Annotated in this window: 17 protein-coding genes; 5 read left to right on the forward strand and 12 right to left on the reverse strand. The window is 65.5% G+C overall.

Annotation, left to right across the window (positions count from 1 at the left end):
- Nucleotide 1: 1 nt before the first annotated feature.
- The 7 genes from P1L40_RS06965 to ahaH form a co-directional block, all read right to left on the reverse strand.
- Nucleotides 2-1,762 carry an ATP synthase subunit A gene (locus P1L40_RS06965; protein ID WP_284010605.1) on the reverse strand — a complete coding sequence of 587 codons (1,761 nt, stop codon included), beginning with the start codon at nt 1,760-1,762 and terminating at the stop codon, nt 2-4.
- Nucleotides 1,763-1,764: 2 nt separating this feature from the next.
- Nucleotides 1,765-2,088 carry a V-type ATP synthase subunit F gene (locus P1L40_RS06970; protein ID WP_284010606.1) on the reverse strand — a complete coding sequence of 108 codons (324 nt, stop codon included), beginning with the start codon at nt 2,086-2,088 and terminating at the stop codon, nt 1,765-1,767.
- On the reverse strand, nt 2,085-3,161 hold the full coding sequence (locus P1L40_RS06975) for a V-type ATP synthase subunit C (RefSeq protein ID WP_284010607.1): 1,077 nt from the start codon (nt 3,159-3,161) through the stop codon (nt 2,085-2,087). Before P1L40_RS06975 ends, P1L40_RS06970 begins: the two co-directional genes overlap by 4 nt.
- A complete protein-coding gene (locus P1L40_RS06980) occupies nt 3,158-3,739 on the reverse strand; it encodes a V-type ATP synthase subunit E (protein ID WP_284010608.1) in 582 nt (193 codons plus the stop codon). Before P1L40_RS06980 ends, P1L40_RS06975 begins: the two co-directional genes overlap by 4 nt.
- Nucleotides 3,740-3,762: 23 nt before the next feature.
- On the reverse strand, nt 3,763-4,026 hold the full coding sequence (locus P1L40_RS06985) for a F0F1 ATP synthase subunit C (RefSeq protein ID WP_284010609.1): 264 nt from the start codon (nt 4,024-4,026) through the stop codon (nt 3,763-3,765).
- Between the two features lie 290 nt (nt 4,027-4,316).
- Nucleotides 4,317-6,608 (reverse strand): V-type ATP synthase subunit I, encoded by a 2,292-nt coding sequence (locus P1L40_RS06990; protein ID WP_284010610.1) that lies wholly within the window; start codon nt 6,606-6,608, stop codon nt 4,317-4,319.
- The gene (gene ahaH, locus P1L40_RS06995; RefSeq protein ID WP_284010611.1) at nt 6,595-6,927 is read right to left on the reverse strand and encodes an ATP synthase archaeal subunit H; all 333 of its coding nucleotides are present in this window, start codon (nt 6,925-6,927) and stop codon (nt 6,595-6,597) included. The genes P1L40_RS06990 and ahaH overlap by 14 nt, the downstream gene beginning before the upstream one ends.
- A 113-nt stretch (nt 6,928-7,040) precedes the next feature.
- Here ahaH and P1L40_RS07000 point away from each other — a divergent pair, with 113 nt between their 5' ends.
- Nucleotides 7,041-7,661: a methyltransferase domain-containing protein gene (locus P1L40_RS07000; protein ID WP_284010612.1), complete on the forward strand. Its 621-nt coding sequence runs from the start codon at nt 7,041-7,043 to the stop codon at nt 7,659-7,661.
- A 286-nt stretch (nt 7,662-7,947) separates the two neighbouring features.
- Here P1L40_RS07000 and P1L40_RS07005 read toward each other — a convergent pair whose 3' ends face one another.
- The 3 genes from P1L40_RS07005 to P1L40_RS07015 are packed head-to-tail and all read right to left on the reverse strand — an operon-like array spanning nt 7,948 to nt 9,043.
- A complete protein-coding gene (locus P1L40_RS07005; protein ID WP_284010613.1) occupies nt 7,948-8,610 on the reverse strand; it encodes a translation initiation factor IF-6 in 663 nt (220 codons plus the stop codon).
- A gap of 2 nt (nt 8,611-8,612) precedes the next feature.
- Complete coding sequence (locus P1L40_RS07010) at nt 8,613-8,891, reverse strand: 50S ribosomal protein L31e (RefSeq protein ID WP_284010614.1); 279 nt, start codon at nt 8,889-8,891, stop codon at nt 8,613-8,615.
- Complete coding sequence (locus tag P1L40_RS07015; protein ID WP_135303897.1) at nt 8,891-9,043, reverse strand: 50S ribosomal protein L39e; 153 nt, start codon at nt 9,041-9,043, stop codon at nt 8,891-8,893. The genes P1L40_RS07010 and P1L40_RS07015 overlap by 1 nt, the downstream gene beginning before the upstream one ends.
- Nucleotides 9,044-9,167: 124 nt before the next feature.
- Here P1L40_RS07015 and P1L40_RS07020 point away from each other — a divergent pair, with 124 nt between their 5' ends.
- On the forward strand, nt 9,168-9,674 hold the full coding sequence (locus P1L40_RS07020; protein ID WP_284010615.1) for a hypothetical protein: 507 nt from the start codon (nt 9,168-9,170) through the stop codon (nt 9,672-9,674).
- On the opposite strand, the gene P1L40_RS07025 is transcribed toward P1L40_RS07020, so the two are convergent.
- Both P1L40_RS07025 and thpR read right to left on the reverse strand, forming a co-directional pair.
- Nucleotides 9,671-10,483 (reverse strand): ZIP family metal transporter, encoded by an 813-nt coding sequence (locus P1L40_RS07025; RefSeq protein WP_284010616.1) that lies wholly within the window; start codon nt 10,481-10,483, stop codon nt 9,671-9,673. The genes P1L40_RS07020 and P1L40_RS07025 overlap by 4 nt on opposite strands.
- Nucleotides 10,484-10,561: 78 nt before the next feature.
- Complete coding sequence (thpR, locus tag P1L40_RS07030) at nt 10,562-11,125, reverse strand: RNA 2',3'-cyclic phosphodiesterase (protein ID WP_284010617.1); 564 nt, start codon at nt 11,123-11,125, stop codon at nt 10,562-10,564.
- Nucleotides 11,126-11,235: 110 nt separating this feature from the next.
- Here thpR and P1L40_RS07035 point away from each other — a divergent pair, with 110 nt between their 5' ends.
- The 3 genes from P1L40_RS07035 to P1L40_RS07045 are packed head-to-tail and all read left to right on the forward strand — an operon-like array spanning nt 11,236 to nt 12,522.
- Entirely contained in the window at nt 11,236-11,454 is a 219-nt protein-coding gene (locus P1L40_RS07035) for a hypothetical protein (RefSeq protein ID WP_284010618.1), read from the forward strand.
- A 45-nt stretch (nt 11,455-11,499) separates the two neighbouring features.
- Nucleotides 11,500-12,231: a tetratricopeptide repeat protein gene (locus tag P1L40_RS07040; protein WP_284010619.1), complete on the forward strand. Its 732-nt coding sequence runs from the start codon at nt 11,500-11,502 to the stop codon at nt 12,229-12,231.
- Nucleotides 12,232-12,522, forward strand: a complete 291-nt coding sequence (locus P1L40_RS07045) for a DUF424 domain-containing protein (RefSeq protein ID WP_284010620.1) — start codon at nt 12,232-12,234, stop codon at nt 12,520-12,522.
- The last annotated feature ends 1 nt before the right edge of the window (nt 12,523 follow it).

Raw genomic sequence — 12,523 nt, forward strand, 5'->3', positions numbered from 1 at the left:
GTTAGTACAGCTCCCGGAGTTCGGACGTGATGTCGTCTTCCAGGTCGTCGACGTACTCGTTGTAGTCCTCCTGGACCCCGATGCGGTTGAGCCGGGGCGCGCTCTCGATGTCGGTGATCTCCTCGACGGGGACACCGGCATCGAGCGCCTCGAAGGCCGCGTCGTTGTACGTCTTGATCGCGTTCATGATTCGGTACGTCTTCTCGGGCTCACAGTAGGTGTCGGTCGGGTGGAACGCGTTCTGCTGGAGCCACGCCTCGCGCAGGTAGCGGGCGATCTCCAGGGTGAGCTGCTGGTCTTCGGGCAGCGCGTCCTTCCCGACGAGCTGGACGATCTCCTGGAGTTCGGCCTCCTCGTCCAGCGTGTCGATCGCCCACTGGCGCGTCTCGGGCCAGTCGTCCCGGACGTTCTCGACGAACCACGGGTCGAGCTGGTCCCGGTACAGGGAGTAGGACTCGTTCCAGTTGATAGAGGGGAAGTGCCGTCGTTCCGCGAGGTCGGCGTCCAGCGCCCAGAACGTCTTGACGATACGCAGCGTGTTCTGGGTCACCGGCTCCGAGAAGTCACCGCCCGGGGGCGAGACCGCGCCGATGACGGAAACCGAGCCCTCGGTGTCGTTGATGTTCTGGAAGTAGCCCGCACGCTCGTAGAACTCGCTCAGGCGCGCCGAGAGGTACGCGGGGTACCCCTCTTCGCCGGGCATCTCCTCCAGGCGCGAGGAGATCTCCCGCATGGCCTCGGCCCACCGCGAGGTGGAGTCGGCCATCAGTGCCACGTCGTATCCCATGTCGCGGAAGTACTCCGCGATGGTGATTCCCGTGTACACACAGGACTCACGCGCCGCGACGGGCATGTTCGACGTGTTCGCGATGAGGCAGGTCCGGTCCATCAGGGCGTTGCCCGTGATGGGGTCTTCCAGCTCCGGGAAGTCCTCGATCACTTCGGTCATCTCGTTGCCACGCTCGCCACAGCCGACGTAGACGACGATGTCAGCGTCGGCCCACTTGGCGAGCTGGTGCTGCGTGACCGTCTTGCCCGAGCCAAAGGGTCCGGGAATGGCAGCCGTCCCGCCTTTCGCGATCGGGAACAGGCCGTCGAGCACGCGCTGGCCCGAGATGAGCGGTTCCGTCGGGGTCTCTTTCTCCTCGGCCGGGCGCTGACTGCGGACCGGCCACTCCTGGCGCATCTGGATCTCCTCGCCCGAATCCAGTTCCACCACCGTCTCCTCGACGGTGAAGTTGCCGGACTCGGCCGAGACGACCTCGCCGCCCTCGGAGTCGGGCGGAACCATCACTTTGTGGTCGATGCTGGGGGTCTCCGGGACGGTCCCGACGATGTCGCCGGACTCGACCTCGTCGCCGGCCGAGACTTCGGGCTCGAACTCCCAGGTCTTCTCCAGGTCGATCCCCGGCGCGTCGACCCCGCGGTCGAGATACGCCGAGTTCATCTTCTCTTCGAGAACGTCGAGCGGGCGCTGGACACCGTCGTAGATGGCGTCGAGCATGCCCGGCCCGAGGTCCACCGAGAGGGGCGAGCCCGTCCCTTCGACGGGTTCGCCCGGGGAGACGCCGGAGGTCTCCTCGTACACCTGGATGGTGGTGATGTTGCCTTCGATCTCGATGACCTCGCCCATCAGCCCTTCCGAACCGACGTAGACGACGTCGTTCATCCGGGCGTCGAGGTCCCGAGCCGTTACGACCGGTCCGGAGACGCTTTCGATGATGCCGTCCTCGCGGACGTCTGCTTCTGTTGCTTGACTCATTGTTAGTCCTCGTCCATCAGGTCGATACCGATGGCTCGCTTGATCTGCTCACGCAGCCCGCCACCGCCGGTGCCGCTGCCCAGCGTCACGACGACGGGTTCGACGCTCGTCTCGGCGTCCTTCCGGACGCCACGAGAGAGATGGTCCATGTCGTCGTCGTGCATCACGACGATCCCGACATCGTCGTCGGTGAGCATCTCCTCGACGGCGTCGTCGAGCTTCTCGTCTTTGTCCTCGGTCGGAACGTCCGCGAACTTGCGGACGCCCGCCAGTCGGAAGCCCGTCGTGAACTCCGGGCTGCCGATGACAGCTATCTCCTGGCTCATAGGATCACCAGTTCCTGTTCGATCTCGTCGGGGCCGAGGCCGGCCTCCCGGCCGCGTGCGATGGCACGGATGTTGTCGACCTCGCGCTCCTTGGCGAGGATGTAGGACAACACCGGACACACCGACAGCGGGTAGCGGTTCGAGAGCCGGTCGGCGTACTCCTGGAGCGCCATGTCGAGCGCGCGCTCGAAGTCGATGAGGTTCTCGGCGTCTTCCAGCGCCGAGAGGGCCTGATCGAGGTCGTCACCGTAGGTGCTCTCACGGACCGTCGCGACCAGCTGGTCGAAGTTCGTCGACAGCTGGGCGATCGTCCCCTCGTCGAAGAGCTTCCCGCCCTCGATGTAGTACTCGGCGGCCTCGATGTCGGCGCCACTGCGGGCCAGCCGGAGCGCGTTCCGGAGGTTCCGGAAGTCGACTTCCGTCTGGAGGAACTCGACGTACAGCCCGGTCGGGCTGTCGATCTCGGGGTTCGACGGCAGCCCCGACAGCAGCGTCTCGTAGAACGCGCGGTCGGCGGCGTTCTCCAGTGGCACCAGCACGTCGGTCTCCTCGTAGACCGTGTACGCCTCGGCCAGTGGCTCGCCGAAGATGGTGCCGTCGAGCAGTTCGACGACCTCCTCGATGGAAGTGGCGTTGAGCAACTGGTCGACCAGGTCGTCGTCGAACTCGCCGGCGCGGATGAGGTCGTCCTCGACCTCGGTGCGCTCGGCGTCGGAGTAGAGCCCGCGGACGACCGTCTTGACGTTCCACACGTCGAACTTCCGCAGGTAGCGGGCGATGTAATCGTACAGCGCTCCCTCGGACCACTCCAACAGGTCGTCGAAGTGCTTCGCGAGGTTGCGGTTGAGCGCGTACTCGATCAGGTCGACGCCGCTGTACCGGGAGCCGAGCGCGTTCATCTCGGTCTCGTACTCGGTCTCCTCCATGAAGCGGGCGATCTCGCCCGTCCCCATCCGAACGAGTTTCCGGTAGTCGTCGTCGTCGAACAGCACCGACCGACGGGAGCGAACACGAGCGATGACGTACTCGTAGTTGCTGCTTCGATCGCGCTTTGCCGTCGTTCGACTGCTCATTGTGCTTCGAAGAGTCGATCGCTGATTTCCTTGAGGTTGTCCTCCCAGACCGTCTCCAGCAGGGAGTCGAACGTGTTGTTCACACGGACCCGGGAACTGTCGCTCTCGACTACCACTCCGCCGAGGCAGTCACGCTCCCCGGCGAACGTTGCATCGTAGTCTGTGAGGATATCCTCGAGGAGGTCCTGATCGCTCGCTCGACCGTACACGAGCAGCGAATCGTCGCCGTCGAACTCCGCGACGGCCGCCTCCAGTAGCTCGGTGGTCAGCTCCTCGCGGCGGTCGCCGCCGAGGTCGGCGAGTGCGGCCTCGACATCCTCGTGAACGTCTTCGAGCACGTCACGTCGGGCGTTGAGGCGCGCCTGCTTGGCTTCGAGCTTCGCCGAGGAGAGCCGCTGTTCGCGTTCCTGTGAGATCTCGCGTTCGACCTCGGCCTCGCGTTCCTCGTGGATCCGCTCGGCGTCGGCCTCGGCCTCGGAGACGATCTCCTCGGCACGCTCGTCGGCCTCTGCGCGAATCTCTTCTGCACGCGCGCGGGCCTCGTCTCGGATGTCCTCTACGACTGTATCAAGGCTCATTGTTGGAAAAGGGGGTGGTGTGATTAACCGAGGATGAAGACGACGACCAGCGCGAGGATGACCAGTGTCTCGGGCAGGACCGTCAGGATCAGGCCACGACCGAACATGCTGTCGTCCTCAGCGATTGCGCCGACCGCCGCTGCACCGATACCACGTTCCGCGTATCCCGAACCGAGTGCGGCGAGCCCGACGGCGAGGGCTGCGGCAGCGCCCGGTGGGATTGCGTATGCGGCCTCAGAACTTTGCTGCAGTACAGCGGTGACAAGGGGTGCGATGGTTTCGATCATGTTGTTGAAGTCCTCTCTGGGGTTTCGTGTCCGAACAGGCGTATGTGACCGTACCGAGTTCATAAAGCTTCCCAAAACGGTTCGCCAAGACGCTGTTCTGACGGTTTAGCCCCTCTCGCCGGGGAGAATGTGAGCTGGTACCAGCCGACTATCTCGACAGTGCCCAAGACTAGTGACCTTTGAAGGCAATTCATAGCCCGCAAAGCGGGTAAAGATATCGAATCGGTCTCCGAGAAGTGCGCGAAGAGTGGCGCCCCGATGCCAGGGCGTTCGGACCGGTTCCGGTCGTCTCAGTCGTCGGTCGTGTACTGGCGGTCGTAGCCGAAGGGAGTGTACTTCTTGCCGCCGCCCTCGAAGAACTTGCCGAAGAACTCGACGTATTCGAGACGGACACCCTGTAGTCCGGCGCTCGTGACGCCAAGCACCAGCACGAGGATGTGCCCGAGGACGAGGACGAGGAGGCCACCGACGACGCCGGCGATGCCCGAGTGCATCAGGCCGCCGAACATGATCTCGGTTACCTCGTACCCGTGGTACATCACGGATTCAGAGCCTTCGGGGATCGTCGGCATCCCGCCGATACCGAAGTGCCAGCCGCCCTTACTGTCGACGTACACGCCGAAGAACAGGAGGTTGACCACGAAGGCCATTCCTGCCTTGGCCAGCAGCACCGCAGCCAGCCGGGTGTACGACAACACGTTCACGAAGACGTTCAGGAATTCGACGACCTCAATCGGATCGGCCAGCGCCAACAGGACGAGCCCTGCGAAGAACACGACCAGCCACGCCGAGATGGGGAAGCCCGCGACACTGAACAGGTTGATCGCCGGGAGTCCGGCGAATCCGAGTGCGAACGGGTGGCCCGCGAAGATACCCTCCTCTGCGGTGTAGAGGAAATTCGGTGCCGCACCCATCGCGCCGGAGAACACCCAGGCCCACAGGCCAAAGAGCATCAGCAGCCAGGAGCCGCTCTCCGTGATCGCGTCCCAGAGGCCGTGGCTCAGGTTCTCGACGAAGTCGAACGTCCAGCCGACAGCGAGGTGGACCATCCCGGCCAACAGGCTGATCGTCAGCCACGCGATGGCGTAGTCGCTGTATACAGGCTGGAGACCCTTTCGGATCGGCGGATTACCGCCCCAGACGATCTCACCGAGTTGGTGCAGGCCGAAGAACTCGCCGTACAGCACGCCAAAGAGCGCGGTGAACCCACCGGCCCACATCGCGACGCCGCCGAGGCTCTTGAGCACGTCACTGTCGACCTGCGTGTACAGGGCGTAGCCGGCCAGCGTGTACAGAATCCCGTAGCCCAGGTCCCCGATCATGAACCCGTAGAACGCCGGGAAGGTGAGGAAGAACACGACCGTCGGGTCGAACTCGCCGTATTTCGGGCGGTTGACGACCTCGACGAGCGACTCGAAGGGCTTGACCGCGCCCGGGTTGTCCTGGATGACCGGCGGGTCCTCGTCGCCCATCGTGACGACGCCGCCGTCGGAGCGCGCTGCAGCCGCACTGACCATCCCGCCGTCGGCGACGGCCTCGCTGGGTTCGCGCTGGTCTTCCTCGCTCTCTGCGGTGACGCCGGTGTCGACATCGGAGCCGACTTCGCCGCCACCGCCGCCCTCTTCGACCTCCTCGTGGGAGTGGGCGTGTCCGTCGCTGTCGTACTCGGCGACTTCGAGTTTCTCGATGGCGATGGCCTCGCCGACGGTCGACATGACCTGGGTCTCGAAGGCCTCGTACTCGTCGTCGGGGATCCAGCCCTCGGCGACGAAGGCGTTCTCCGTCGTCGCGAAGGTCAGGGGCGCTTCGGCCTTCTGGACCTCGATCGAGAGCTTCTCTTCTGCGGCCAGCAGGAAACCGGCGTAGTCGAGTCGAAGGTCGTCGAGTTCGTCCTCGACCGTCGAGAGCTTCGATTCGAGTTGCTGCTCCTCGTGGCGTAGCTCTTCGAGGTACGACGAGGGGTCGCCGTCCCCGTCCGGGACAGCGAGCCCCGAGAACGTCGCGCCGACCAGGGCGTCCTGGAGTTCGCCCTCGTCACAGCGCGCGAACACTGCGACGACATCCTCCTCGTCGAACACTTTGAACGTATCGACATCGTCGCTGTCGGCGAGCGCGACCTTGACCTCGTCGGCGTCGCCGGTGCCGACCGCGACCGACAGCGAGTCGTAGCCCCGAAGCAGGTCCAGATCGATGCCCAGCGTGACGAACGGTTCCATCGTGTCGATGCGCTCGCGAACGTCGCGCAGGTCGTCCTCGATGTCGCCGCGCCGGTCGTCGAGGTCGTTGACCTGTGTCCGGATCTCTTCGAGGTCCTCTTCGAGCGCCTCGTCGGTGACCAGTTGGGTCGGGCCGGCGTCCTCGGCGTCAACATCGAGGATCGACTCCAGCGACCGGACGGTGACGAGTTTGTCCGACGCCTCGTCGGCTCCATCGACCGGGTCGCCGGGTTCGAACCCGTCCCAGGCGCCGTCGTACTCGGTGACGTGGAGGATGTCGAGCCCGTGGACGGCCTCGATGGTGTCCTCCATGACGCGTTTCGATCCTGTCACCGAGACGCGGCACATCCGCTCAGGTCTGAGCATGTACCGCCTCCTCGAACAGGTCGATCACGTGGTCGACCACCTCGTCTGTCTGTGCCTGGGCCGCCTGTTCGAGGTTCTCGCGAGCGCTCTCTCCCTCCTCGATGAGTTGCTCGCGCTCGGCCTCGATCTCCTCCCGGGCCTCTTCGAGGCGTTCCTCGGCCGCCGCGTCGGCCTCCTCGTGGGCCTGTTCGCGGATCTCCTCGGCCTCGGCGCGCGCCGCCTCGATGCGCTGTTCACGGTCCGCTTCGGCCTCGGCGACGATGTCGTCGGCCTCCTGCTCGGCCTCCTTTATCCTGTCGAGAACTTCTGGCCGTGGCATTCTCTAATCGTCCGACTGTTGCTTGAGCGCCTATTTGGTAGTTGCGAAGTTCGTACGGTGATCCGGACGGAGAATCCGGGGAATTATGCCTGCCAAACGCCAAGGTAGGACCAATGGGAGTCCTCGAGAACAAAGCCCGTGCGCGGACGTTCTACAAGTACCTCTCGAAGGTGTACGACCAGATCAACCCCTTCATCTGGGACGAGCGCATGCGCGACGAGGCCATCGAGATGCTGGACATCCAGCCCGACGACCGGGTGCTCGACATCGGCTGTGGCACCGGCTTCGCCACGGAGGGGCTGCTCCAGAAAGTCGACACCATCTACGGCCTCGACCAGAGCCCCCACCAGCTCTCGAAAGCCTACCAGAAGTTCGGCAAGCACGGCAACGTCCGCTTTCACCTGGGCGACGCCGAACGACTCCCCTTCAAAACCGATAGCTTCGACGTGGTCTGGTCCTCGGGCTCGATCGAGTACTGGCCCAACCCCGTCGACGCCTTAGAGGAGTGTCGCCGCATCGCCAAACCCGGCGGCACGGTCCTGATCGTCGGCCCGGACTACCCCAACTCGACGGTGTTCCAGAAGATGGCCGACGCGATCATGCTGTTCTACGACGAGGACGAAGCCGACCGGATGTTCGAGGAAGCCGGCTTCGAGGCGTTCGAACACCACATCCAACAGTCGCGGCCGGGCAGTCCGCGCGCGATCACGACCATCGCGCAGGTTCCCGAGTAACGCTGCGGGCGGTGGGCGGTCGGGGTTTTCTGCATTCTCTCACGCTGAATCGAACAGCCGCCGGGCCGGGAGCGAGTGGCGCGACGGCAGTCGCGCCCGAGCGAGGACGGGGAGGGCAGGCCGGACTAAGTTCGGCTGCGGTGAGCATCCGCCGAGCGAAGCGAGGCGGTTCACCGGACGCGAACGCAGTGAGCGTCCGGCCGTTTTTCCCCAAGTTTTTGCAGTACGGGGTTCCCGCAGCGCCGCTCCGCGGCGCGAGGAAACCCCGTGCTGGAAAAAGTGGGTTCTAGAGATAGCCGAGCGCCGCGTCGATACGGCCCAGTTCCGGCCCGGAGGTGTCGGTGCCACAGACGTAGCCGTGGTCGTTGGCGACCAGGCCCGACCCGACCAGCGGACCGCCGTAGTTGACGGTCCCGATGTCGGCCGGTACGTCCAGGATCTCCTCCAGGGCGTCGAGTTCGCCGTCGGTGGCCTTCGGGTGACAGAGCACGCCCCGATTGGTGGCGACGGCGGCGGTCCCGACGGTGTTGACCCCGGCGATGACACCCCGCTCGACCGGAACGTCGAGGCCGTCCTGGATCGCCTGGACGGCCTCTCGCGAGAGGTCCGGGTGGACGTACGCGCCGGAGTCGTTACAGCAGACGACGTTGCCGGCGGCGTTGATCCGGCCGGGAAGTTTCGTCACCGGGCGGTCGACGGTCTCGCGGATGCGCTCGATCTCGGTCTCGCGAGCGCGGGCGGAGACCAGCAGGCCGTTGGAGTTGCCCGTCGCCAGGGCACCGACGGTGCCCGAGCCACCGACCGTCGTCGGGACGACGGGGGCGTCCAGTTCCTCGCCGAGGTCCTCGGCCAGCGACTCCTCTACGTCCGGGCGGACCAGCACACAGTCGTCGGTCGCACGGGCGAAGACACCGACGTACGACGACCCGGAGAACGCCGCGCGGAGCAACGTTATTCGGCCGTTTCGGCTTCGACGACCGCCTCGCCGTCCTCCTCGAAGCGGGCGGCGCGGACGCGGATCTTGCTCGGCGGCTTGCGCCGGCCGCGCGCCCAGGTCGTCTCGTTGATCGAGGGGTCGATACGCACGGCGCTCTCGTCGACCGAGAAGTGTCGGGCGAGGTGAGCCCGGATGAGCTTCATCGCCTTGTCGGCGCGCTCGTGTTTCGGGTCTTGCTTCGCGTCGCGGAGCGGGATCGTGACGACACGCTCCTCGAAGTCACTGGCGCTCATTATTCGTCCGTGTCGTTACGCCGCCAGTGGCGTCGCTTGGGGTTTCGCTGGACCTCGCGGTCGGTCTTGAGCATGACCCACGCGGGGACGCGGCTGTTCTGGTTGTCGAGTTTGGCCAGGCGCTTCTTCTTGGCCTTCGACTTCTTGCTCATGGTGTCCTGTCCCTTCCAGACGGGTGCTTAAATTCCTTCCTTTTCCCGGGCGGCGTCGCCGGGAGTTATCAGCGGCTATAATCGCGCGGATGCAACTAAGTACCAGAGTTTCACAGTACCGAACATGAAGCGACGGCGGGTGTTACAAACGGTGGGGGCGGGGATCACAGCGCTGGGGAGTGGCTGTCTCGGCAGCGGCGAAGTCGTCCTGAGCATCCAACAGGACATCTCGGTCGATCCGAAAGACGCGTGGACGAAGCAGCTTCCGGATGTCTCCGACACCGGCGGCGCGATAGAGTACACCGTCAGGGCCGACAGGCCGTTCGATATCTACTTCTTCGCCGACGAGGAGCAGTTCGAGATGTACGACAGCTACATCAAGGGCCGCGACCCGCCCGAGACGCCCCGTGGCGACCGGTCGTTCAGCCAGACGGCGCTGCCGAGACAGGACGGCGAAGTGTACGAGGCGTCGACGGAGGACCGTGCGCGGGAACCCCTGGATGTCGACGGACCCTCGTTTTTCGCCGTCGACCACTCGAACTACCGGATGGAGACCCGCGTCGAGGAGTTCGGCGAGGAGCTGACGGCGTTCGTCGACCTCCAGGTCATCAAGCAGCGGTCGATCCTCTAGACGAACGCCAGGGGCACCATCGCCAGGACGCCCGTCGTCGCGCCGGCGAACAGTTCCCGTTTGCCGCCGCCGGGCAGTCCGTCACCCAGTTCCAGTGCCTCGGGGACGAACTCCGTCGCGACGAGATACACCATCGCGCCGGCGGCAAAGCCGAACCCGAAGGGGAGAAACTCCTTGGCCAGCGTCACGAAGTAGTAGGCGATGACGGCGCCGACTGGCTGGGGCAGCGACGAGAAGACGGCCCACCAGACCATCTTCCACTCGCTGACTCCCAGCGACCGCAGCGGGATGGCGATAGCGGTTCCCTCGGGGACGTTGTGGATGGAGATGGCGACGGTCATGAAGACGGCCAACAGCGGAACGGCGGTGCCGACGATCAACAGCGACTCGCCAGCGACCGCGCCGTCGAGCCCAAGTTCGGCGAAGGAGACGCCGACGGCGACGCCCTCGGGAAAACTGTGGACCGTCAGGATCCCCAGGATGAGCAGGAGTTTCTTGAAGTCGGCCTGCTCGAACTTCTTGGGTCCGTGATCGAACCCCTCCAGGACCTCGTGGCTGACGACAACGAGGGCGACGCCGGTCAGCAGCCCCGGCACCAACAGCACCGGCGACCCGTAGGCCAACCCCTCCCGAACCAGACCGAAGAGCGAGGCCGCGACCATGATCCCCGACGCCAGCCCCCACAGGGTCACGTTCCACCGGTCGGAGAAGTCGTCGACCAGGAAGAACGGGATCGCTCCGAGGCCGGTCGCCAGCGCCGTCAGCAGGCCCGCGACGAAGACGAACGCGACGTTCTCCAGTGCGACCATGCCGTCGCTAGGCGGGTCGGCGGTATAACACTTATCACGAATCTGATCTTTTCGGCCCGCCTAGAGCCGACGGTATGGTCACGGAAGTGATATCGACTCGATATTTCTGTACGTCGGTCCGTCCGGGCCGAGCACGCTCTCGGTCAGCCTGATCTCGTCGACGGCGAGGCTTCCGACATCGGGGTCAGTCGAGCGGACGACCTCCTGGACGAGGGCTTTCCCGCCGGCGTGGTCCATCCGGGCGAGCGTGACGTGGGGGGTGAACTCGTGGTCCTCGGGCTCGAACCCCATGGCGACGGTCCGGCCCTCGATCGCCTCGTGTAGCGCCGTCAACTCGGCGGCGCCGGCGCCCTCGCGGACCCCGAACCAGACGACGCTGACGTACTCCATCGAGGGGAACACGCCCAGGCCGCCAAAGCGGGCCTCGAACGGGGCGACGCCGGCGTCGTCGACCGCCGCTTCCAGTTCCGCGAGCAGCTCGTCGATCCGGTCCGACTCCGTGTCTCCGAGGAACTTCAGCGTCACGTGGGCCTGCTCGGGGTCGGTAAACCGGAGACCGCTGGCGCCCTCGAAACGGTCCTGTACCGCCCGGACCGCGTCCGCGAGCCCGTCGAGGTCGACGCTGACGAACAGCCGTTTCATGCGCCCGGATACGCACGTGTCCTACTTGGCTCTCCTGGCGGTCGAACCCGGCGCGGACAGCCCACGAGCGACCACCAGGCTGAACTGTCCCGTCGGTGTACGCCGGTCGTATGGACGATCTCACCGCGCTCCGGCGGACGATCCGGCGCTGTACCGCCGTCCTCGTGGTCGCCGTCGGCGTCGCGATCGCTGCACTGGCCGGGTCGACGGCCGCCCCGGTCGGACTCGGCCTCGCGATCACCGCGCTCCTGTATCTCGCCGGCAGTCTCGTCTCCGTCCCGGACTCCGCGTCCACGGCGACGCCGGACGACGGAGACTCGGAGCGGTGACCGCGTGACGCAGGCCTTAACCAGCCTGACCGCCAATTCCGGTGTATGACAGACCGCGAGCGCGACGACCACCAGTTCTCCGAGGGCCAGGGGTTCGACGACCCCTACGAGGCCTTCGACCTCGAACCGCCCGAGTTCGAGGTGGACCCGGACAAGGTCGACCCCGTCGACTCCCGGGTCGTCACGGACATGCTCGACCGGCGCAACATCCCGGCCGACCAGATCGACACCGAGCAGCTGCTGGACGTAGGCCTGGAGTACATGCAGATCAACCGCCACGAACAGGCCGCCGAGACGTTCGAGCGGGTCGCCCAGTACGCCGACGAGGACCGCATCGAACAGGAGGCCTGGACGAACAAGGGCGCCGCTCACGCCGAACTGGAGGAGTGGGACGCCGCCATCGGCGCGTACAAGGAGGCGCTCAACATCGACGGGGAGTCCGACCACGCCGCCACCGCCGAGACGAACCTCGCGTACGCGCTGTGGGAGTCGGGCCGCTCCGAGCAGGCCTTGGAACACGCCGAGCGCGCCGTCGAGATCGACACCCGCTTCGCCGAAGGGTGGTACAACCGCGGGTTCTTCCTGCTGGAGCGTGGCCTGGCCGAAGACGCCGTCGAGGCCTTCGACAACGCGATCCGACTGGGCTTTCGGAACGCCGACATCCTCGAAGAGAAAGCCCGCGCGCTGGAGGAACTCGGCGAGTACGAGGAAGCCGAAGAACTCGCAGACGAGGTCGAAGAGATGCGCGAGGACGCCGAACAGCAGTTGCTCGAATAGATGCTCCTCAACGAACGCGACACCGACGAGGGGGTGCTCGTCTCGGTCTGTGATCCAGACATCATGGGCGAGACGTTCGAGGACGGCCCCGTCTCGCTGACGGTCGACGAGGAGTTCTACGACGGCGAACCGGCGAGCGAGGAGGAAGTCGTCCAGAGCCTCGCACGGTGTAGCGTCGCCAACATCGTCGGCGAGACGGCCGTCGACGTAGCGATCGAACACGGCTTCGTCGACGAGGAGAACGTCCTCGATCTGGACGGGACGCTGCACGCGCAACTGCTCTGGATGTAGG

Source organism: Haloarcula pelagica, from assembly GCF_030127105.1.
GTDB classification, from domain to species: domain Archaea; phylum Halobacteriota; class Halobacteria; order Halobacteriales; family Haloarculaceae; genus Haloarcula; species Haloarcula pelagica.